The organism is Neorhizobium galegae (assembly GCF_017877135.1).
GTDB classification, from domain to species: domain Bacteria; phylum Pseudomonadota; class Alphaproteobacteria; order Rhizobiales; family Rhizobiaceae; genus Neorhizobium; species Neorhizobium galegae_A.
The window spans coordinates 212,762-235,275 of record NZ_JAGIPH010000001.1 but is presented as its reverse complement, the minus strand read 5'-3'; the positions used below and the strand labels follow the sequence as shown (position 1 = coordinate 235,275).

The following is a 22,514-nucleotide window of genomic DNA, read 5'->3' as shown; positions in this document are numbered from 1 at the left end:
ACCCCTGTTTTCCAAGGTGTCCAATCGTGATTGCCGGGGCATTTCGCAACCGTCTTGACCTTGCCGTCGGCACCGGCCTATCCCACTTCTCGTGAAGTGACGCAAAGGGACCGGACGCATATGGCCTATCATATCAGTGGCGCAAGCCTCAGGCGTTACGTGCTGTTCTGGCTCGCGGCGCTTCTTGCCTTCGTGATCTTTCTCCTGGCCTTCCGCACCATCCTCCTGCCCTTCGTGGCGGGCATGGCGCTTGCCTATTTCCTCGATCCGGTAGCCGACTGGCTGGAGCGGCGGGGCTTGAGCCGCCTGATGGCAACGGTCGTCATCCTCATCAGTTTCGTGCTGATGTTCACCGTGGCGCTGATGGTGCTGATCCCGCTCATCATCAGCCAGTTCAACCAGTTCGCCCAGAGCCTGCCGCAATATGTGACGCAGCTGCAGCAGCTGATCGCAAGCCCGCAGAACTCCTTCCTGCCCAAGTGGATGGTGACGCAGATCGAGGCGGTCAAGGAAAACTTTTCCAGCCTGATGACGGAGGGCGCCGGCTTCCTCGGCAGCCTGCTGAACCAGATCTGGAATTCCGGCAAGACCATTGTCGACATCATTTCGCTGCTCGTCGTCACCCCCGTCGTTGCCTTCTACATCCTCTTGGACTGGGACCGCATGGTCGCCAAGGTCGACAGCTGGATCCCGCGTGATCAGGTGGCGACCGTGCGCCAGCTGGCGCATGAAATGGATCAGGCGGTCTCGGGCTTCATCCGCGGGCAGGGGTCTCTCTGCCTCATCCTCGGCATTTTCTATGCGGTTGGCCTGTCGCTGGTCGGGCTCAATTTCGGCCTTCTCATCGGTTTCGTCGCCGGCATGATCTCCTTCATTCCCTATATCGGGTCGCTGGTCGGGCTGGTCATGGCGGTCGGCGTGGCGCTCATGCAGTTCTGGCCGGACTATGGGTGGGTGATCGCCACCATGTGCGTCTTCTTCCTCGGCCAGTTCATCGAGGGCAATATTCTGCAGCCGAAGCTTGTCGGCTCCAGCGTCGGCCTGCATCCGGTCTGGCTGATGTTTGCGCTTCTGGCCTTTGGCGCCATGTTCGGCTTCGTCGGCCTGCTGATCGCCGTGCCGGCGGCCGCCGTCGTCGGCGTGCTTGTCCGGTTTGCGATCTCGCGATATCTTCAAAGCGACATTTATTTCGGCCATTCCTCCGCGCTGCCCTGGGACGACAAGCGCAGTGTGGAGGGCAGGGTCCTCAGTGAGCGTGACGAGCCCCCGACATCCACATGACAGAGACGCTGGACAAACTGAAGCGTCAGCGCGCGGAACAATTGCCGCTGGCGCTGACCCATGATGCGGCAACCGGCCGCGACGACCTGTTGATCGCAGCGCCCGTCAGCGCCGCCGTCGCCATCATCGATGCTTGGCCGCACTGGCCGTCGCCGGTGGTGATCCTGACGGGGCCCGCCGGCAGCGGCAAGTCGCATCTCGCCAGCATCTGGCGCGAAAAATCCGGCGCCACCGCCATCCATCCGATGGCGGGCGGCGACGCGGCCATGCAGGCAGCGGCCGGACCGGTGCTGTTTGAGGATGCCGACCGCAGCGGCTTTGACGAAAACGCCCTGTTCCACGTCATCAACAGCGTCAAGGAACATCGCACCAGCCTTCTGATGACGGCGCGGCTCTGGCCGATGTCCTGGTCGGTCAGCCTGCCGGACCTGCGCTCGCGGCTGAAGGCGGCGACCGTGGTCGAGATCGGCGAGCCGGACGAGGACCTGCTCGGGCAGGTGATCATCAAGCTCTTTGCCGACCGCCAGCTCCACATCGACGACCGGATCGTCGCCTATATCGTCCAGCGCATGGAGCGCTCGATGGAGGCAGCACAGGGCGTGGTCGACCGTCTCGACCGGTTGGCGCTGGCGCGCGGCACCCGCATCACGCGCATGCTGGCGGCCGAAGTGCTGGAAAGCTTCGCCAGACGCGACGGCGATGATTGACTGTCATTGTTTCGTCGTTGAAACATTGTAGGCGGGCGCTGGGGCAATCCGTTTGGCCGGTGCCCGGCTTACAGAGGGGGTAGTGATGGACCAGATTTCCGAAACGCAGCCGGCAGAGGCCGCATCCGAGGCCGTCGATCTGCTGAACAGTGCGGAACGGTTCGTCAACCGTGAATTTTCCTGGCTGCAGTTCAACCGCCGCGTTCTGGAAGAGACACTGAACACCGCCCACCCGCTGCTGGAGCGCGTGCGCTTCCTGTCCATCTCGGCTGCCAATCTCGATGAATTCTTCATGGTGCGCGTCGCCGGTCTCGAAGGCCAGATCCGCCAGGGCATCGTCGTGCGCAGCCATGACGGCAAGACGCCGGCCGAGCAGCTGGAAGATATCCTGAAGGAAATCGACAACCTGCAGATGGAGCAGCAGGCCTCGCTTGCCGTTCTCCAGCAGTATATGGCCAAGGAAGATATTCTCATCGTTCGTCCGGCAGCGCTGTCCGAAGAAGATCGCAACTGGCTGGCGACCGATTTCGAGGACGACCTCTTCCCGGTTCTGACGCCGCTTTCCATCGATCCGGCCCATCCGTTCCCTTTCATCCCCAATCTCGGCTTCACCATGGGCCTACAGCTCGACAGCAAGAGCGGACGCGAGCCGATGACCGGCCTCTTGCGCCTGCCGCCGGCGCTCGACCGCTTCATCCGCCTGCCCGACGAGGGCCAGACCATCCGTTACATCACGCTGGAAGACGTGGTGTCGATGTTCATCGACCGGCTGTTCCCCGGCTATGTCGTGAAGGGCGCCGGCACCTTCCGCATCATCCGCGACAGCGATATCGAGGTGGAGGAAGAGGCCGAAGACCTCGTGCGCTTCTTTGAGACGGCGCTGAAGCGCCGCCGCCGCGGCAAGGTCATTCGTATCGAAACCGATTCGGAAATGCCGGCCTCGCTGCGCCAGTTCGTCGTGCAGGAACTGGGCGTCCCCGACAATCGCGTCGCCGTCCTTCCGGGGCTTCTTGCGCTCAATACGCTGTCGGAAATCACCAAGGCGCCGCGCGACGACCTGCGGTTTGAACCTTACAACGCCCGATTTCCCGAGCGTGTCCGTGAACACGCTGGCGACTGCCTTGCCGCCATCCGCGAAAAGGACATGGTGGTCCATCATCCGTACGAAAGTTTCGACGTGGTTGTGCAGTTCCTGATCCAGGCCGCCCGCGATCCGGACGTGCTCGCCATCAAGCAGACGCTCTACCGCACATCCAATGACAGCCCGATCGTGCGCGCCCTCATCGACGCGGCCGAAATGGGCAAGTCGGTGACGGCGCTGGTCGAACTGAAAGCGCGGTTTGACGAAGAGGCCAATATCCGCTGGGCGCGCGACCTCGAGCGCGCCGGCGTGCAGGTGGTGTTCGGCTTCATCGAACTGAAGACGCATGCCAAGATGTCGATGGTCGTGCGCCGCGAGGACGGCAAGCTGCGCACCTATTGCCACCTCGGCACCGGCAATTACCATCCGGTCACCGCCAAGATCTACACGGACCTGTCCTTCTTCACCTGCAATCCGAAGATTGCCCATGACATGTCCAACATCTTCAACTTCATCACCGGCTATGGCGAGCCGGCCGAAAGCATGAAGCTCGCCGTCTCGCCCTATACGCTGCGTCCGCGCATCCTCAAGCATATCGAGGAGGAGATCGTGCATGCACAGGAAGGCCGGCCGGCTGCCATCTGGATGAAGATGAATGCGCTGGTCGATCCGGAAATCATCGATGCGCTCTACCGCGCAAGCCGCGCTGGCGTCGATGTGGATCTCGTCATCCGCGGCATCTGCTGCCTCAGACCCCAGGTCCCGGGACTGTCGGACAATATCCGCGTCAAATCCATCGTCGGGCGTTTCCTCGAGCACAGCCGCATCTTCTGCTTCGGCAACGGCCATGGCCTGCCCTCGGAAAATGCGCTCGTCTATATCGGCTCGGCCGACATGATGCCGCGCAATCTCGACCGGCGCGTCGAGACGCTGGTGCCGCTCACCAACCCGACTGTGCATGAGCAGGTGCTTTCGCAGATCATGCTCGGCAACCTGATTGACAACCAGCAGAGCTACGAGATATTGCCCGATGGTACGTCGCGCCGTATGGAAGTCCGAAAGGGCGAGGAACCTTTCAACGCGCAACACTATTTTATGACCAATCCCAGCCTTTCGGGGCGCGGGGAAGCCCTGAAGTCAAGCGCGCCGAAGCTGATTGCCGGCGTTATGTCCGGACGCAAGAAATAGTGATGCATGGTACGATCTGAAGCTCAGGGGCGTCTCCCCGGAAGCGCTCCTGTCTCCGTTGTCGACATCGGCTCCAATTCGGTTCGCCTGGTCGTTTACGAAGACCTGTCGCGCGCGCCTGCGGTTCTCTTCAACGAGAAGGTCTTGTGTGGTCTCGGCAAGGGGCTTGGCTCCACCGGCCGCATGGACGAGGAAGCGGTTGCGCGCGCTCTGCATGCGCTTCGCCGCTTCCGGGCCCTGTCGGACCAGGCGCGTGCCACGCATGTCTACGTGCTGGCCACGGCGGCCGCCCGCGAAGCGAGTAATGGCGCAGCCTTCATTGCCGAAGCGCAGGCCATTCTCGGGCATCCGGTTCAGGTTCTCTCCGGCGAGGAGGAAGCGCTTTATTCGGCGCTCGGCGTGATCAGCGGCTTCAACGGCGTGGATGGCATTGCCGGCGATCTCGGCGGCGGCTCGCTCGAACTCATCGATATCAAGGGCCGCGAATGCGGCAAGGGCATCACGTTGCCGCTCGGCGGCCTGCGCCTGTCGGAAACCTCCGGCGGTTCTCTTGCCAAGGCGCGCACATTGGCGCGCAGCCTGGTGAAGGATGCAAAGCTTCTCGCCAACGGCGAGGGGCGCACCTTCTATGCCGTCGGCGGCACCTGGCGCAACATTGCCAAGCTGCACATGGAAATGACGCAGTATCCGCTGCACATGATGCAGGGCTATGAACTGCCGACCGGCGACATGCTCAATTTCCTCGAACTGGTTCTGACGGCCAAGGACAGCAAGGATCCCGCCTGGCAGTCGGTGTCGAAGAACCGTCGCGCGCTTCTGCCGTTCGGCGCCATTGCCATGCAGGAAGTGCTCTCGGTCATGAAACCGGCCCGGGTGGTGTTTTCCGCCCAAGGCGTGCGCGAGGGCTATCTCTACGCGCAGCTTTCCGAAAGCGAGCAGCAGCTGGACCCGCTTCTGGAGGCGGCCGATCAACTGGCGATCCTCAGAGCCCGCTCGCCCGAACATGCGCGCGAGCTTGCCGACTGGACCGGCCGCATGGTCTCCCATTTCGGCATTGAGGAAACTGACGAGGAAGCGCGCTATCGCCAGGCCGCCTGCCTTCTCGCCGATATCAGCTGGCGCGCGCATCCCGATTACCGCGGGCTGCAGGCGCTGAACCTGATTGCCCATTCCTCGCTTGCCGGCATCACCCATCCGGGCCGGGCCTATCTGGCGCTGGCCAATTACTACCGCTTCGAAGGCCTGCACGACGATGGCGCGACCGGCCCGCTGGCGCAGATCTCAACGCCGCGCCTGCTCAGCCTTGCCAAGCTGCTGGGCGGTCTTCTGCGCGTCGTCTATCTCTTCTCCGCCTCAATGCCGGGCATCGTCGACCACCTGTCGTTCCGCCGCTCGAGCAATCCGGATCTCGATCTGGAATTCGTCGTACCGCACGACTATGCCGATTTTGCCGGCGAGCGTCTGGATGGGCGCCTGCAGCAATTGTCGAAGCTCACCGGTAAGCGCCTGGCCTTCGTCTTCGAATAGAGCCGATCCGATCAGGAGGCGCGCGAGAACTGCGCGCCTGCCGTCAGACGCCGCAGTGCGAGAACGCAGACCGGTTCGTCGCGGCCCTTGACCACATGCTCGCCTTGCGGCTCCGCGACGATATCCGGCGGCAGTATCAGCCGCGCGAGAAGATCCGCCGAGATCAGATGCGGTTTCTTCAGCGTCTTGCAAAGCCCCTCGATGCGCGAGGTCGTGTTCACCACATCGCCGAAATAGGTGATCTTGTGGTGGAAGACACCGATCTCGGCCGTGACGATGGAGCCGCCGTGCAGCGCGGCCGACAGCTGCGGAACAAGGCCGAAATGCGCCATCCACCAGTCGCGTTCGTGGTCGACTTCGTCGAGCATGTCATAGATGCAGCGCACGCAGCGCGCCTCTTCCACGCCCTCCTTCATCGGCCAGGTGATGATGGCGCAGTCTCCGACATAGTCATCGATCTCGCCCCGATGGCGCCGCACATGGTAGGCAAGGGCGGCAAACACGGCGCCGATGAAAGCCTGCGCCTTCAGGTCGCCGTACTGGCGGGCATAGGCGCTCGACCCCACGATGTCGAGAAACAGGAACACGCGCTCCTCCTCGACCGGGTGCCGATAGCGGCCCGTGAGCAGGCTCAGAAATACGCGACGCCCCAGCAACTGCAGGACGCGCAGCACGGTGATGCCGAAGAAGAACATCACCAGCGTGTAGAGAAAGGCCGGCGGGCGGATGACGAGAACCTGCTTCCAGCCCGCCTCAAAAATCCCGGTTGTCTTCAGCACCACACCCGCAAGCGCAAATCCGAGGCCGGACAGCAGGAGATAGAGGGCAAGCGTAGACAGGAAATAGGCCGGCGTCGCCATACGCCGCATACGCACCTGCAGGCGCGGCATCAGCCGTCCGCTTTCAAAAGCGATGAGCGGCATGCTGCAGGCGAGCGCATAGACGGCGCCGATGAGGAGGGGGCCGTTGATCTCGAACAGCAGCATATAGAGCACGCCGGTGGAGGCGATCAGCAGCGCCAGCAGCAGCCATCGAAGGCCGGCAAGCAGCGGCCCGCCCCGCAGCGTCTTTCGGTGAGGTTCGCGCATGCCCATCCCTTATCCTCCCCGTCGGGCGTTCGCCAGCCGGTCGCGCCACGATACGAGCGATAAGGGTTTGCGCAAGTGCGTAATACCAGGTGGGCGCCGGAAGCCGGCGCCCATCGTCATGCGGTGTTTGCCAGAACCTTACTTGGCGGTGAGGAACGCGCCGACATCCAGCAGCACGAATTCGTTGTCGTCGGCCTTGTCGACGGCACGACCCGCCGAGAAGGGCAGGTTGTTGTCATTGCCGACAACGATGTGGCTGGCATCGACCACATCGACATTTTCGATGGTGACGAAGGGCATGGTGTAGATACCATCCTTGCTGCCCTGCAGTGCCTTCTTGTCGTGATCGGCAATGTTCATGAGGTCGATATAGCCGATCTTGCGGGCGGCCTTGCCGACGTTTTCATCCGACATTTCGATCTTGTAGATGCGCTTGTGCTTGGCCGGCGCATCAAAGCAGGTCGGTTCCGGCTTCTTCGGGTCGGCGCAGGCAAGGGCCGCGGAGCCCGCGCCATTGTCGCGTTCGATGACGAGCGCGGTCGTTGCATCCACCATGTTGAAATCGCCGATGGCAACGCCGCCTTCGCTCAGCGGGTAAAGCCAGCTGCGGCCGGTCCAGGCCTTGGAGGCGGCATCCAGCTCGATGATGCGCAGCGCCGTCTGGCCGTCGGTCTTTTCGCCGGACCCGTCTTCGAGGAACAGTGGACCTTCCAGCAGGCCGTAAAGCTTGGCGCCGTCCTTCGACAGGGCAAGACCTTCAAAGCCGCCGGAGCGCTTCAGGTTGAACACCGGCATTTTGGCGGCGGGGTTGGCCGGAAGGCTGATCAGGGCATTGTCCGGAGACGTTACCGGCTTGCCGTCGACCACGGTTGCGATCACGGCGGTCAGGCGGCCTTCGGTGTCGAACTTCAGCACGTAGGGGCCGAACTCCTCGCCGACCCAAAATCCGTCCGCCACCGGCTGGATCGATTCGACGTCGAAATCGGCGCCGGTGAGATAGCGCTTGTCGGCGCCTTCCATGGCAATCGGGAAGGGGGCCTTCTTGTCCGGGTCGGAGAGGAAGAGGGTGCCGAGACGTTCGACCTTGCCGGCGGCCCAGTCGATCTTGATGTGATGCAGCATCAGCATGGCGTCACTCGAATTGTTCTTCGAGCCGAAGCCGTTGTCCGACAGTGTCCAGAACGTGCCGTCGGCCATGGTCTTGATGCCGGAAAAGCCCTGCAGGGGCTGGCCGTCGAAGGGAAGCGAAAGACCGGTCAGGCGCGCGCCGTCCTTGCCGGGAATGGTGCCCAGCTTGTCGGTGCGCTTGCGGTCCGCGGTGGTGAACTTGCCGGAGGTCTTCAGCGTTGCCGGTGCATCGGCAGGAGCCGCTACCATCGTATTGGAAGGAAGGATCGCCTGCGAGACGAGCTTGGCCGGAAAGGCCTTTTCTTCGGCGTGGGACTGTCCTGCCAGAACGGCAAGGAGCGCAACGGAGGCAAGGAGAGTTCGGGTCATGGAACACCTGTGCATGAGGGAGAAGAACACTATCCTCCTACGTGCAGCAGATGACGGCGCGATCACGCCGGATTGAAATTCCAATGAAGTTTCAATGACAGAGCAAGATACCGGGCCGGTCCGCAGGCACAGGCCTGCGGGCTTGATCCGGATCGCGCACCCGCCCCGTTCAGGCTGGCATGTCGACCGTCTCGACCTTCTTGTCGATGAAGCGCAGGGCAACCTCGCCGGAGATGAGCTTCAGGGCCGGTTCGCCGAACAGCTCGCGCCGCCAGCCGGTCAGTGCTGCCACCTCGGCCTTTTCGCCTTCGGTGGCGATCTTGTCGAGATCGTCGCTGTTGGCGATGACTTTGGCCGCAACGCCATGCTTTTCCGAGATGAGGCGCAGCAGCACTTTCAGAAGCTCGACCGCCGACTGGGCGCCCTCCGGCGTATGGGAATGTTTTGGCGCCTGCGGCATCTCGGCCTTCGGCAGCGCCAAAGCGGTGTTGACGGCATCGAGGATGGCAGTTCCCGACGACGAGCGTTCCCAGCCCTTGGGGATGGTGCGAAGCCGCCCCAGCGCCTCGCTGTCCTTCGGCTGCTGCTGGGCAATCTCGAAGATCGCATCGTCCTTCAGCACCCGCGAGCGCGGCACGTCGCGGCTGCGCGCCTCGCGTTCACGCCAGGCCGCCACATATTTCAGCACCGCCAGTTCCTGCGGCTTGCGCAGGCGCGATTTCAGCCGAAGCCAGGCATCGTCGGGATGCATGTCATAGGTTTCGGTCGATTCCAGAACCGCCATTTCCTCGGCGACCCAGGTCGTGCGGCCTTCGCTTTCGAGCTTGGCCTTGAGGCTCAGATAGACATCGCGCAGATGCGTGACGTCGGCCATCGCATAATCCAGCTGCTTGTCCGACAGCGGCCGGCGGCTCCAGTCGGTAAAGCGGGAGGACTTGTCGATCTGGACATTCTTCGTGCGCTGCACGAGCTGGTCGTAGGAGATCGAATCGCCAAAGCCGCAGACCATGGCGGCAACCTGCGTGTCGAAGATCGGATGCGGGATCAGCTTGCCGAGATGATAGACGATTTCCAGATCCTGGCGCGCCGCATGGAACACCTTCACGACGGACGTATCGGCCATCAGTTCGAAGAAGGGTGTCAGATCGATGCCCTTGGCCATCGGATCGACAATCACTTCCAGATCCGGGCTTGCCATCTGAATGAGACAGAGGATCGGCCAGAAGGTGGTTTCGCGCAGGAACTCCGTATCGACAGTCACGAATTCCGATTGGGCCAGTTTGCGGCAGGCGTCTTGAAGAGCGGCAGTTGTTTCAATCATCAGCTTCGGTCGTCGGATGGGAGAAAAATCGTTCAACCTTCCTTTCTCTTTCGCCAGAAGATGTCAACAGAGACAGCCGCCTTGCGCACCGTCATTGCGGCCGTGCCGCCATTATTGCGCAGGAGCCGGCGGGTCTTCATCGGAGCGGCCGGTGCGCAGTGCCTCGATATTGTCGCGGTGAACGGTCTCGTAGGGCGCGAAATAGTCGATCGAGCCGGACGCGATTTCCGCCGCGACGAAATCGGAGAGAGGCGTTTCATCCAGTGCGGGATCGGCAATCCGGGCGGTGAGCCGCTCCAGATAGACGCGGTTGGCGTCGATGAGGTCCGGCCCATATCCGCCTGCGGCAATGCGCTGCTCGCTGCCGTGATTGGGCAGGATGCGCTGGATCGGCAGCGCCGCGAGCCTGCCGATCTCGGCAATGTGGCGGTCAACGCCGAGAGGTTCGGAAATATAGGTGATGGTGTCTTCCAGCGTATCGCCGGCCAGCAGCAGCTGCTCAGCGGGAAGCCACAGCACCGTGCCATCGGCGCTGTGAATGTCAAACTGCAGGAGATGCACCGGCCGATCGCCAAGCGCAAGCTCCAGCCTGTCCTCAAAGATCCGGTTCGGCAGGATGAGCGGATGGATCGGCGGGTCCCGCTCGGCAAGCGCCTTTGCATTCAACGTCATGGTGTCGAGCGTCAGCCGGTTGGCGATGATCTGGCAATCGGCAAAGACGGCGTTTCCGGCAATGTGGTCGGTGTGCCAATGGCTGAGGATCACCGTGATGTCGGATACGCCCTGCGCTTCAAGATGGGTGCGGATGGCGCGAGCGTGGCTGAGCGACATATGCGTGTCGTAGACCAGCGCCTGATCGCCCGAGACGAGCGCGTAGCTGGCGATACCGAGCGCGTAGGCGCCGTCGTCCAGCCAGTTCCGCTCCGGCGAATGCAGGCGCTTTCCCGCGATGCGGCCGTCATAATAGGCGTAAAGGCCCGGATAGGGCTCCAGGATGCGAAGGGTGGCGCAAAGGTCGGTCATGGCAGCATCCACGGGCGGAGAGGGCAGGAGGCCTCAGACGACGCGGACATAGCTTGTCATGCCGGTCTTCTGGTGCTCGATAATGTGGCAGTGCAGAACCCAGTCGCCCGGGTTGTCTGCCACCAGCGCAAGCTGCACCTTTTCGTCCGGCGCCACCAGATAGGTATCGGAAATCAGCGGGCTCACCGGTCGCGCAGAGGATGAAACCACCTGGAAATTCATGCCGTGCAGGTGAATGGGATGCAGGTGCGGCGTGTTGTTGATGAGGTTGAACACATACGACTTGCCGCGCTTCATCTCGGCAAGCGGCGCCGATGGATCGGGCACATCGCCCGGCCACGGCACCTTGTTGATCGCCCAGAAGGAATAGCCGAGCGTGCCGCAGATCGAATCGCGCGCGGCATTTTCGGCGGTGGCGCTGAGGACGAGCGGAATTTCCTCAGCCGATGCGAGATCCGGCTTTTCGAACGGATTTTCGGCAAGCGGCGGCACATCGCCCAGGCTGCGTTTGCGATTCGCACCGACGCTGCGAAAGGTCGCGACGGTTTTCGCGGTCGATGGCCGTGTGTCGGTGAGCGTCACGACCTCGCCTTCGCTCTCCGGCATCCGCAGAACGAGATCGAGCCGCTGGCCGGGACCGATGACGCTCGTCTCAAGCGCCAGAGGCGTTGGCAGCGGCTGTCCGTCGAGTGCGACGATCAGCGCCTGCGCTCCCGACAGCGTCAGCTGGTAGAGGCGCGTGACGTCCGTATCGGCGATCCGCACCCGCACCAGCCCGCCGCTTGGCGCGTCAAAGGCCGGCTCCAGCTGCCAGTTGGCGCCGCGCACGGTGCCGAATGTGCCGTTGCGGGCGGCATCGCGCGGCTTGAACTGCTCGATGAACTGGCCGTCGCCGCCGAGCCGCCAGTCGCGCAGGTTGAGCGCGATTTCCGCATCGAAAACCGGGTCCTTCGGGTCCTCGACGATCAGCAGGCCCGTCATGCCGCGGCCCATCTGGGTCAGCGTATTGCAATGGGGGTGATACCAGAAGGTGCCAGCATCGGGCGGCGTGAAGCTGTAGTCGAACGTATCGCCGGTATAGACGTAAGGCTGGGTGAGGAAGGGCACACCATCCATGCGGTTGTCGATGCGCAGTCCATGCCAGTGGATGGTGGTCGGCTCGTCCAGCCGGTTGGTGATCCGGGCGTTGAACGGTGCGCCACGGCGCAGGCGAAGCGTTGGCGGCATGGCGGTGTCGGGCGATCCGGCCATGCCGTAGCTCATGACGCCGCGTGTCAGGTGCTGGCCGTCGAGCAGGGCATCGGTAAGGCGCGCTTCCAGATGCACCGCATTTTCCGCCGATGCCGGGCCGCCAAAGAGGGAGGCCGCGCCAAGCCCCAGTCCATAGGCACCGCCAAGGCCGGCGGCAGACTTCAGGAGGGTTCGGCGCGACAGGGAGACCATGGGACTTGCTCTGGAACTGTTTGTGTTCCCCCTCTTAAAGCTGAGTGCGGCAATCATCAATGGAGTGCAAACCGCGATATTGCCGCAGGCGACTACCGCCGGTCGCTGCGGTTATCCTTGCGCTCGTCCGCGGCGCCGCCGGCCAGCCGGTTGAAATAGGCCGAGGTGCGCAACAGCGCACGAAAGCGGCCCGGCCGCTCCTGCGGCGGCACGGCCGGGCGGCTGCGCATGCGCACCACGGTGAAGAACAGAAAACCCATAAAGATGAAGGAGGTGTAGATGAAGAACACCGAAGGGCCAATGAACTGCAGGAGAAGCGAGGCGAGCAGCGGCCCGATGGTGGCGCCGATCGACCAGAAGAACAGAAGGCCCGCCGAAACCAGCGCATGTTCGCCGGGCTTCGCAAAATCATTGCCATGCGCCGAACACAGGGAATAGAGCGGCATGGCAAAAGCGCCGTAGACGAAGATGCCGATGATATTGGCGGTCTCGTCGGTGCCGGCGAAGAAGGAGAGATAGCCGCCGGTGAGGATCGCGCCGATGGTCGCCCAGATGATGACCTTTCGCCGGTCCAGCCGGTCGGAATAGATCCCCAGCGGATATTGCAGCACGACGCCGCCGATGATGCCGGCACTCATGAAGGTGGCAATCGCCGTCACGCTCATGCCGATCTCCTGCGCGTAGATCGGCCCGATATTGCGAAAGGCCGCCATGCTGAGGCCAACCGCGATGACACCGACAACCGACAACGGCGAAATGCGCCAGACGGCGCGGATATCGGTGCTGATCGCTTCCGGCGGGGCAGGGCTTGAGCGGTCGAGCACCGAAATCGGCACCAGCGACAGCGCCATGGTCATAGCCACCAGAGAGAAGATCACCGGTCCCTCGATGCCGACGGTTGGGATCAGATATTGCGCGAGCGTCACCGAGCTCAAGTCCACTAGGCGATAGACCGAGAGCGTGCGGGCGCGGTTGCTATTGGTCACCTTGGCATTGATCCAGCTTTCCACCACGGCAAACAGGCTCGCCACCGAAATGCCGATGATGAAGCGCATCAGCGCCCAGAACAGCGGCGAGGTGAGAAGCGGCATCAGGATGGAACAGCAGGCGGCAATCGCTGCCATGGCGGCAAAGGTGCGGATGTGGCCGATGGCACGCAGGATGCGGGTGACATAGAGGCAGCCGATGGCAAAACCGATGCTGTAGCCGGCACCGATCAGGCCGATGGTGGAGGGGGAAAACCCTTCCGCCGTGCCGCGCAGCGCAATGAAGGTGCCCTGCAGGCCATTGCCGCCGATCAGGATGCCCGCGGTGACGAGAAGGGGAACGAGCGGGCGGATGGTCGACATCGGGATCGATTTTCCTGCAGGAACGGCACGACTCGGGGTTCGTCCCCGAAGCGCTACCGCTGTCTTACCGATCAAACGCTGGTCGCGACAGACCGAAGCGTGAATAGTTCGATCAGGAAATTCAATCGGTCGATGGCGCTGGTCAGAAGAACGCCCGCCCGCCGACCGCCTGGGCAAAGGTGAACCCGACGACGGCGATGGCAAGGAGAGAGCTTGCGACGAGAGCGGGCGCGACCCAGCGACTGGCGAAACGATCAAGCATCAGCCCGATGAGCGGCAGCGCCTGCATGATGTGGGTCGCAAAGAAATGGGGCACGCGCAAATCTCCGCCGCTGCGGGACCAGCCGAACAGAAACAGCCCGCCCGCATCGCTTCTGACGCCGCCCACCCAGTGGCCGGGACCGGCGATCTCGCCGCTGCCCAGCGCAAGCGCCGTCACCAGCGTCAGCAGGCTGCCGATGATCAGGCCCCAGGCGCCGCCGAGCCGCAGGCCCCGCGGCGCAGATGGCGCTGGCCGTATGAGCAGATAGAGACCGATGACGAGGCCCGACAACACCAGCAAGACGCCGCCAATCCCCATGATGCCATAGGCCATTGCCTCAAGCGGCGTCTCGGAATTGAAGTGTGAGGCACGGCCGCGGGCTGCCTGAAGGGTGATGTAGGCAACCTCGCCGGTTGCGGTCAGGGCGGCGGTCAGGCACGCCAGCCAGACGCCCCAGCCGGTCCTGCTGGCGCGCTCGATCAGCGGCAACAGCAGCAGCAAGGTTGCCAGCATCAGCGGCATCGACGCCTGGAATTTCAGCGGCTTTGACCAGACGCTGATGCCGTTCAACAGGCGCTCATCCAGCAGAAAGGCGGCAAGGCCTGGCACGGCGAGTGCGGCCGAGAGGCCGATCGCCACGATCAGGATGCGGCTTGCGGAGCGGGTTTTCATGCCCGGCAGCACCGGCGCATCATTCAAAAACAGTGTCATCGGATCAGGCCTTCCCCGTTGGCAGCGCCGATTGCACGGCAGCAGTCACGTAAAACAAAAGCAGGCCGAGCGGCCCGAACAGAAATGTCGCGGCCAGAACCGGCGCCTGCAGCACCCGGTTAAAGCCACGCCTGTCGGCCTCGACGGCAATCCAGCTGCCGATGAAGAGATCGAAGGCGAGATAGTGGATCCAGCCGGCCACCAGCACCAGGTCGCTTGCAAACAGCGCACGGACCTCGCCGATGGAACCGAAGCCGCCGCCCTCGACGCGGAAGAAATAGACGAAGATCAGGCTCGCATAGATGGCCGACAAAAGACCGATCAGCGCATGGCGCAGGCCGGCGATCAGCAGCGGCCAGCGCGGCAGGATGATGAGGGCGATCCAGCCGGCCATGGCCGCCGTGCTGGCTGCGGAAAAGAGCGTATCGAACGGCATGAAACCCTCATCTTGGCGGCGACAAGATTGAACATGGCGCAAATCCAGGCATTGTCAAGATTACTTTTGACAGGCTGCGGCGGGGGCCGTTATGAAGGGGCATGGCAAGACGCACGGCATATCATCACGGCGACCTGCGCAAGGCGTTGGTGGACACGGGGCTCTCCCTCTTGGAGGAACTCGGTCTGGAAGATCTTTCGCTGCGCAAGATCGCAGCAAGCATCGGCGTATCGCATGCGGCGCCGGAACATCATTTCCCGAGCCTCAGGCATCTCTTGAATGCGCTGGCGGCGGAAGGTTTTGGCAGTTTTCGCGAGGGGATGCTGTCGCACATGCAGGCGGCCCCGCTGCACCCCGCCGATCAGCTGCGCGCAGCGCTCCGCGGGTATCTGGCCTTTGCAACAGAAAAGCCGCATCTCTTCCGGCTGATGTTCAACCGCAACCGGCTGGACTGGGAAGATCCGGCATTGGGTGCGGCCGGGGAGGCGGCGCGCCAGGTGCTGGCCGCGATCTGTCGTCCGGTCGCAGATCGCCTCGGGATCGAGACGCCGGAGGGGCGCGTGTCGATCGAGCATCTCGTCTGGTCGCAGGCGCATGGATACGCCCATCTCGTCATCGATGGGAAAATCGAGATCGACAGCGCCTGCCACGCGCCAAACAGCGTGCCTTTGCCCGATCTGGTGAATTTTCTGCTGCCGGGCGAGCCGGCGGACGCAAAGACATAAACCGCAGGATGCGCAGATCTGGCGCGCTTTGGGCACTTGTGCTTGACAAAGGCGGCCGGCCATGCGCTTTTCCGCCCGATTTTCCCCTTGCCGGTTAGGACCCGTTTCTCGTGCCGGCACACGTGATTCCAGGAACTCCACATGCACCGTTACCGCAGCCACACCTGTGCCGCCCTGAAAAAGTCCGATGTCGGCGCGACCGTTCGCCTGTCCGGCTGGGTTCATCGCGTCCGTGACCATGGCGGCGTGCTCTTCATCGATCTGCGCGACCATTACGGCATGACGCAGGTCGTGGCCGACCCGGACAGCCCGGCCTTCAAGGTGGCCGAGACGGTGCGCGGCGAATGGGTCATCCGCATCGACGGCGTCGTCAAGGCCCGCTCTGATGAAACCGTCAATAAGCAGATGGCGACCGGCGAAATCGAACTTTACGCCCAGGAAATCGAGATCCTGTCCGCCGCCAAGGAACTGCCGCTGCCGGTCTTCGGCGAGCCCGACTATCCGGAAGACGTGCGCCTGAAATACCGCTTCCTCGATCTGCGCCGCGATACGCTGCACAAGAACATCGTCAAGCGCACGCAGATCGTCTCCGACATGCGCAACCGCATGAACGGGGCCGGTTTTGCCGAATATACGACGCCGATCCTCACCGCCTCGTCGCCGGAAGGCGCGCGCGACTTCCTCGTGCCGAGCCGTATCCATCCCGGCCAGTTCTTTGCGCTGCCGCAGGCGCCGCAGCAGTACAAGCAGCTGCTGATGGTCGCCGGCTTCGACCGCTATTTCCAGATCGCGCCGTGCTTCCGCGATGAAGACCCGCGTGCCGACCGCCTGCCGGGCGAATTCTACCAGCTCGACGTTGAAATGAGCTTTGTCGAGCAGGAAGACGTCTGGAATACGATGGCCCCCGTCATCACCGGCGTGTTTGAAAAGTTTGCCGAAGGCAAGCCGGTCACCAAGGACTGGCCGCGCATTCCCTATGACGAGGCGATCCGCAAGTATGGCTCCGACAAGCCGGACCTGCGCAACCCGATCGTCATGGAAAACGTCACCGAACATTTTGCCGGCTCCGGCTTCAAAGTGTTTGCCGGCATGATCGCGTCGAACCCGAAGGTCGAGATCTGGGCCATTCCGGCAAAGACCGGCGGCTCCCGCGCCTTCTGTGACCGCATGAATGCCTGGGCGCAGGGGCAGGGCCAGCCCGGTCTCGGCTACATCTTCTGGAAGGAAGAAGACGGCAAGATTGCCGGCTCCGGCCCGCTTGCCAAGAACATCGGCGAGGAACGCACCGAGGCGGTGCGCACCCAGCTCGGCCTTGACGCGGGCGATGCCTGCTTCTTCGTCGCGGGCGAACCGTCCAAGTTCTATAAGTTTGCCGGCGAAGCCCGCACGCGCGCCGGTGAGGAGCTGAACCTCGTCGACCGCGACCGGTTCGAACTGTGCTGGATCGTCGACTTCCCGTTCTTCGAATGGAGCGACGAGGACAAGAAGCTCGATTTCGCCCACAACCCCTTCTCCATGCCGCAGGGCGGCTTGGAAGCGCTGGAAACGCAGGATCCGCTAACGATCAAGGCCTTCCAGTACGATGCCGTCTGCAACGGCTTCGAGATTGCCTCGGGCTCGATCCGTAACCAGTCGCCGGAGTTGATGGTCAAGGCGTTCGAAATGGTCGGCCTGTCGAAGGCGGATGTGGAAGAGCGCTTTGGCGGCATGTACCGGGCCTTCCAGTATGGCGCGCCTCCGCATGGCGGCTGCGCTTTCGGCATCGATCGCGTCGTCATGCTGCTCGTCGGTGCGAAGAACCTGCGCGAAATCACGCTCTTCCCGATGAACCAGCAGGCGCAGGATCTCTTGATGAACGCGCCGGCACCGGCCCAGCCGAAGCAGCTGATGGAGCTGTCGCTTCGGGTTCTGCCGCCGCAGAAAAAGGATTGATCTCTCTTCCCGCCCGGTTTTACGGGCGGGAACCTTCTTCGGGGCCGGGCATTGTCTGCGCAGCAATCACGCCCCCGAGGAGAGCATCATGCTGAAGACCCTCATGGCCGCATCTGCGGCCATTTTCATCTCCACTGCCGCCTTTGCGCAGCAGACTGTCATCGTCACGCAGCAGCCGGCTCCGTCGGCGGGCACCGTCGTCGTGCGCGAAATGCCGCGCGAAGTGCGCACCTATGTGATGGAGCAGGACGTGCAGTCCATTCCGTACGAGGGTGACATCATGGTTGGCCGCGTTCTGCCGCAGGATGTCGAAGTGCATGTCGTGGATGGCTATGGCGATTACGCCTATACCGTCGTCAACCAGCGCCGCGTCGTGGTCGATCCGCAGACCCGGCAAGTGATCCAGGTTCTCGACTGATTTTTTCTGGCCGATACGGCAAGGATGAGCAAAGGGGTGGCGCAGGCCGCCCCTTTTTCATGTCCGGACAGGTGAAGGCCGGTTCGGCTGCACCCGTTCCAATGACGCGCCATCCGGGCCGTGGCATGAACCACTCCCAGATCGCCCAGCCAATCGCTATCGCAACCCTGTACAGGGCGCGACGTTATTGGAAAATAAAACCGCTGATTGTCTGTGTTTTCGTGCGCGATGCTTAATAAAAGCTGGTGGACCTCACTTGTGATCGACAAGATTTCACAATGAATGTTCAAGGCGCAACGTGTATATTCCGGGACTAAGAAATTCCGGAGGTGGTTTATGTATACGCTGTACGCAACGAAGGGTTCCGGCAATTGCATGAAGCCGTTCCTGATCATGTGTCAGCTTGGAATTGACTTCGATGTTCTTGAGGTGGACGTGCTGCGCGGTGAAACGCGTGGCGACGCGTTTCTCGGCGTCAATCCGGCCGGTGCCGTTCCCTATCTGATGACGCAGGATGGGGTCGGCGTCGGGGAATCCAATGCCATGCTGTGGCTGCTTGCCGATGGCTCCCACCTCGTGCCTGAGACGGCCCTCTTGCGGGCGAAAAGCCTGCAGTGGATGTTCTTTGAACAATCCAAGCTCGAGCCATTCATTTCGCCCGCCCGTTTTCTCGGCCATATCGCACCGCATCTCGGCGTCGGTCGCGAGGCGGAGATCAGCGCCTGGCGGGACAAGGCCAAGGCCGGCCTCGCCGTTCTGGATGCGCATCTGCGCCAACATGATTTTCTTGTCGGCGATCGCTATGGCATCACCGATGTCGCCCTCTTCGGCTATGTCCATGTGGCCGACGAGGCAGGCATCGACATGCGCATCTTCCCGAGCGTGCAGGCCTGGATCGACCGGGTCAGTCAGACGCCCGGCTTCGTGCCGCTGGCAAAGCTTTGCGCCCGGGCACGACCATTTCTTGAGCGCGAGCGCGTCGCATGACACCGCCCGGGACCGGGACAGCGCATCCGCCGCTGCCGGCCTGCGTCATGCAGCGGTGCGACGCGCACGATGTCAGCCGCTTCATGCTGGACCGGCTCGATACCGCCGTCTGGGTCTTTGATATCGACGCAGGCCAGGTGGTCTGGGCGAATGCCTCGGCGCTCAATATCTGGGCGGCCGACACGCTGGATGAATTGCGCGCCCGCCAGATGAAGCCCGGCATGTCGCCGGCTGTTGCCCGGCGTCTGGCGCAGTATCAGACCGATTTCATCGAGCGCGACGCAAGCTTTTCCGAGATGTGGACGCTCTATCCGCGCGGTGTGCCGCGTCCGCTTCGGGTGCGGTTCAGCGGCATTCGCCTCAGCGACGGACGCATGGCAATGCTGTGCGAGGGCCTCGACGAGACCGGCCAGCTGCCCGAGGCGATCCGCAGTGCCGATGCGCTTTTGCACACGCAGCTGATGATCTCCCTGCACGATCTGGATGGGCGCACGCTCTATTGCAATCCCGCCGCCCGGGCGAGTTTCGAAGGCAGCGACGATCTCGCCTCGCGCTTCGTGCACGCCGATGATCTGCGGCGCTTGCTGGCAGCCATCCGCGATGCCGGCGAAATCAGCCTGATCGCCGAGGTCTATACGTCGAAGGGCATTCGCTGGCATGAGCTGACCGCCCGGTCCTGCCACGATCCGGCCTCCGGGCGCCCGTCGGTTCTTGTCAGCGAGACGGATGTCAGCGAGTTGAAGGAAGCGGAGGCGCTTGCGCATATGCGCGCCAACCACGATCCGCTGACCGGGCTGCCCAATCGTCTGGCCATGCCGGCCCTGTTCGAGCGTTTGTCGCGCCAGGCGGAACGGTCCGGCGCGCGCATCGGTGTCCTGTTCATCGATCTCGACCAGTTCAAGGCCATCAACGACACCCTCGGCCACCTGCAGGGGGATGCCGTGCTGATGGAGGTCTCCCGCCGGCTCTTCGAACTTCGCGGCAAGGATGATGCCGTCATCCGGCTCGGCGGCGACGAGTTCCTGTTCCTGGCCACCGAGGAGAGAACTGAGGAAGGCCGCATCGAAGCGCTTGCCGGGCGTATTCTGGAGCGTCTGGCGCTTCCGGTGCAGGCGGAACGGCGCAAGCTGATGGTGACGCCGAGCGTTGGCATCGCGCGCTATCCCGACCATGGTGCGGATGTGCAGATCCTCATGCGAAGGGCGGACCTTGCCATGTACGAGGCCAAGGCTGCCGGGCGCAACCAGGCCTGCACCTATGACGACGGCATGCGCAACCGCCGGGAAGACGAGGTCGCCTTGCTGGCAGATCTTCGCGAAGGCCTGCGCCGCGGACAGATCGTCGCCTACTACCAGCCGCGTGTCGCGCCCGGCGATGGCCGCATCGTGTCGGCCGAGGCGCTGGCGCGCTGGGTGCATCCGGAACAGGGGATCGTGGCCCCGGATGTGTTCATTCCGCTGGCCGAAAAGGCAGGACTCATCGCACAGGTCGGCGCCTGCATGATGGAACAGGCCATCCGCCAGCAGAGCCTCTGGGCGAAGGCGGGCTTTTCCATCTCGGTGTCCGTCAATGTGTCGGTCCGTCAGCTCTGCGAAGCCGATTTCGCCGGCATGGTGCAGCGCCTGCTCGCCTTTTACGACGCCGATCCCACCATGCTGGAGCTGGAGCTGACGGAAACCCTGCTTCTGGAAAGCAATCCGACCGTGCACGACAATCTCGATCAGGTGCGCGCGCTCGGCATCCGCATCGCCATCGACGATTTCGGCACCGGTTATTCCAATCTTGCCCGCCTCAACGACATGGCTGTGGATTGCATCAAGATCGATCGCAGCCTGATCAGCGGCCTGCCGCGCAATGAGGAAATCGTCCGGCTGGTCATTGCCATGTGCAAGTTCATGCAGGTGACGATCGTGGCGGAAGGCATCGAAAACCAGTGCGCTGCCGACTGGGCGCGCGCCAATGGCTGTCATGAACTGCAGGGCTATCTCTACAGCCGGCCGGTGCCGGTGGCGGAACTGGAAATCATGCTGGAGCGCGACCGCTTGGCGGCCTACCGGCGGCCCATGCCCGAAACCGTCGACTGAGCCCGCCTCCTGTCAAAGGCGCAAGTCGCGCCTCTGGCTGCTTGCCCGTTGTTCAGCGCCGCAGGGTGCCGCGGCGCTGAAACAGGATCTCAGCGGTTTGCCGAAACGGTCACGCCCAGAACGTCCGGCAGCGTGTTGGGAGCAGCCTGTGCCGCTCCAAGGATCATCGGCAGCGGCACCGGTGCTGCAGGCTGAGCCGTCACGGTGAAATTCTTCGGCTTGTCGAGGAAGCTGTTCAGCGCCGAAGACAGGCTGTTCTGCAGGGAGGGAATGTTCCACTGCGCCACCACCAGCGGCACCATGCCCTTCAGCATCAGGGCCATCTGGTCGCCGCTCACGCCCTGCTGCTTGCCGGCATAGGAGAGGCCACGCTTGGTGATGCCGGCATCGGTGAAGCTCAACTCGGCGCTGTTGAAAGTCAGCTGCTGGAGAAGGCCGAAGAGAGCCAGCATCTGCGCCTGCTGGGCGGCCTCCTTGTTGGGATTGTCCTCCATGGCGCGCGTCATCTCCTGCATCGACTTGATGAAGGTGGGCGTATAGCCGGAGAGGCTCAATGCAATGTTGAGCCGTCCGACCTTGTCCAGATCGATCGCATATTCTTCCACATCCACCGTGCCGGGCTCCGCTTCCCAGCTGCCCTTCATGGTCATGGTGCCCTTTATGGTCTGGAGGCCGAGGCTATCGATCGCCTCGCGCGACTTTGCATCATCGACGGTGGACAGATCGGCTGCAAAGCCATCGACCGTGGCGTCGAAGCTGATGCCGGAATTGTCTTCCGTGCGCTCCATCGTGGCCTGGATCTCCTTGATGGCGGCGACCTGGCGGCCCTCGACGGTGATGTTCATCGGGCCGGCATGGGCTTCCTCGTAGAACAGCATCGCATCAGGCGAGGTGCCCGGTTCTGCCGGAACGACCAGCCCCGAGAGATACATGTCCGACGCCGTGATCGCCGTATTGTCCTCGGAAAAGTTGACGTTGGGGAAGACCGCCTTCTCGATCGAGTAGCTGCCGTCGTCCTCTTCCACCACGCCCTGAAGGGTCACGTCACCGACGGTCACGCGCTTGGCCGGGTCCGCTTCGCCGACGGAGAGCCCCTTCAGAGTGACAGTGGAACCGGTGACGTCGATACCCTTCACATCCAGATTGCCCGGCTGCAGATTGGCCGCTGCCGACAGCTTGCGCAGAAGGTCGTTGCCATCCAGGGCAAGGGCCGGCGTTGCTGCAATGGCCAGGGCGGCGCTGGCAAGCAGCAGGCGGGTCGAACGGGTAAACGTCATCTGGTCCTCCTTGGGGACCGCCTTTTAGGCGGCGGTTCTTCGTCAAAACTCTTATATGCTTAGGGTGGTTAACGTCCACGGCTTTTCAAAGACAAAAAATGCCGCGAAGCGGTCAATCCGGGCCGGTCATCCACAGGCGCTTTGCCCGGATTTCTTGCCGGGAATCGGGCTTTCCGG

Annotated in this window: 18 protein-coding genes; 9 read left to right on the top strand and 9 right to left on the bottom strand. The window is 62.9% G+C overall.

What is annotated here, in order from left to right; translation table 11 throughout:
• The first annotated feature begins 120 nt into the window (after positions 1–120).
• The 4 genes from J2858_RS01200 to ppx all read left to right on the top strand — a co-directional run bounded on the left by J2858_RS01200 (position 121) and on the right by ppx (position 5,784).
• Positions 121–1,281: an AI-2E family transporter gene (locus J2858_RS01200; protein WP_210102931.1), complete on the top strand. Its 1,161-nt coding sequence runs from the start codon at positions 121–123 to the stop codon at positions 1,279–1,281.
• Positions 1,278–1,988: a DnaA regulatory inactivator HdaA gene (gene hdaA / locus J2858_RS01195; RefSeq protein ID WP_210102930.1), complete on the top strand. Its 711-nt coding sequence runs from the start codon at positions 1,278–1,280 to the stop codon at positions 1,986–1,988. Before J2858_RS01200 ends, hdaA begins: the two co-directional genes overlap by 4 nt.
• An 85-nt stretch (positions 1,989–2,073) precedes the next feature.
• A complete protein-coding gene (locus tag J2858_RS01190; protein ID WP_210102929.1) occupies positions 2,074–4,257 on the top strand; it encodes an RNA degradosome polyphosphate kinase in 2,184 nt (727 codons plus the stop codon).
• A gap of 6 nt (positions 4,258–4,263) precedes the next feature.
• Positions 4,264–5,784, top strand: a complete 1,521-nt coding sequence (gene ppx / locus J2858_RS01185; protein ID WP_210102928.1) for an exopolyphosphatase — start codon at positions 4,264–4,266, stop codon at positions 5,782–5,784.
• A gap of 11 nt (positions 5,785–5,795) precedes the next feature.
• Here the strand turns inward: ppx and J2858_RS01180 are convergent, their stop codons facing one another.
• From J2858_RS01180 to J2858_RS01145, 8 genes are all read right to left on the bottom strand, one after another.
• The gene (locus J2858_RS01180) at positions 5,796–6,872 is read right to left on the bottom strand and encodes an adenylate/guanylate cyclase domain-containing protein (protein WP_210102927.1); all 1,077 of its coding nucleotides are present in this window, start codon (positions 6,870–6,872) and stop codon (positions 5,796–5,798) included.
• A 138-nt stretch (positions 6,873–7,010) separates the two neighbouring features.
• On the bottom strand, positions 7,011–8,369 hold the full coding sequence (locus tag J2858_RS01175) for an esterase-like activity of phytase family protein (protein WP_210102926.1): 1,359 nt from the start codon (positions 8,367–8,369) through the stop codon (positions 7,011–7,013).
• A 169-nt stretch (positions 8,370–8,538) separates the two neighbouring features.
• Entirely contained in the window at positions 8,539–9,690 is a 1,152-nt protein-coding gene (rnd, locus tag J2858_RS01170) for a ribonuclease D (RefSeq protein ID WP_210102925.1), read from the bottom strand.
• A 111-nt stretch (positions 9,691–9,801) separates the two neighbouring features.
• Complete coding sequence (locus J2858_RS01165) at positions 9,802–10,713, bottom strand: MBL fold metallo-hydrolase (RefSeq protein ID WP_210102924.1); 912 nt, start codon at positions 10,711–10,713, stop codon at positions 9,802–9,804.
• A gap of 33 nt (positions 10,714–10,746) precedes the next feature.
• Complete coding sequence (locus tag J2858_RS01160; protein ID WP_210102923.1) at positions 10,747–12,156, bottom strand: multicopper oxidase family protein; 1,410 nt, start codon at positions 12,154–12,156, stop codon at positions 10,747–10,749.
• A gap of 92 nt (positions 12,157–12,248) precedes the next feature.
• Positions 12,249–13,505: an MFS transporter gene (locus tag J2858_RS01155; protein ID WP_210102922.1), complete on the bottom strand. Its 1,257-nt coding sequence runs from the start codon at positions 13,503–13,505 to the stop codon at positions 12,249–12,251.
• Between the two features lie 142 nt (positions 13,506–13,647).
• The gene (locus J2858_RS01150) at positions 13,648–14,478 is read right to left on the bottom strand and encodes a hypothetical protein (RefSeq protein WP_210102921.1); all 831 of its coding nucleotides are present in this window, start codon (positions 14,476–14,478) and stop codon (positions 13,648–13,650) included.
• Between the two features lie 4 nt (positions 14,479–14,482).
• Entirely contained in the window at positions 14,483–14,914 is a 432-nt protein-coding gene (locus tag J2858_RS01145) for an abscisic acid-deficient protein Aba4 family protein (protein ID WP_210102920.1), read from the bottom strand.
• Positions 14,915–15,015: 101 nt separating this feature from the next.
• Here J2858_RS01145 and J2858_RS01140 point away from each other — a divergent pair, with 101 nt between their 5' ends.
• The 5 genes from J2858_RS01140 (at position 15,016) to J2858_RS01120 (ending at position 21,060) form a co-directional block, all read left to right on the top strand.
• Complete coding sequence (locus tag J2858_RS01140; RefSeq protein ID WP_210102919.1) at positions 15,016–15,639, top strand: TetR/AcrR family transcriptional regulator; 624 nt, start codon at positions 15,016–15,018, stop codon at positions 15,637–15,639.
• A 141-nt stretch (positions 15,640–15,780) separates the two neighbouring features.
• Entirely contained in the window at positions 15,781–17,571 is a 1,791-nt protein-coding gene (aspS, locus tag J2858_RS01135; protein ID WP_210102918.1) for an aspartate--tRNA ligase, read from the top strand.
• 88 nt (positions 17,572–17,659) lie between these two features.
• A complete protein-coding gene (locus J2858_RS01130; RefSeq protein WP_210102917.1) occupies positions 17,660–17,989 on the top strand; it encodes a DUF1236 domain-containing protein in 330 nt (109 codons plus the stop codon).
• A 336-nt stretch (positions 17,990–18,325) separates the two neighbouring features.
• Complete coding sequence (locus tag J2858_RS01125; RefSeq protein WP_210102916.1) at positions 18,326–18,976, top strand: glutathione S-transferase family protein; 651 nt, start codon at positions 18,326–18,328, stop codon at positions 18,974–18,976.
• A complete protein-coding gene (locus J2858_RS01120) occupies positions 18,973–21,060 on the top strand; it encodes a putative bifunctional diguanylate cyclase/phosphodiesterase (protein ID WP_210102915.1) in 2,088 nt (695 codons plus the stop codon). The genes J2858_RS01125 and J2858_RS01120 overlap by 4 nt, the downstream gene beginning before the upstream one ends.
• Positions 21,061–21,149: 89 nt before the next feature.
• On the opposite strand, the gene J2858_RS01115 is transcribed toward J2858_RS01120, so the two are convergent.
• Positions 21,150–22,337, bottom strand: coding sequence for a hypothetical protein (locus tag J2858_RS01115; RefSeq protein WP_210102914.1), 1,188 nt, complete (start codon positions 22,335–22,337; stop codon positions 21,150–21,152).
• Between the last annotated feature and the right edge of the window lie 177 nt (positions 22,338–22,514).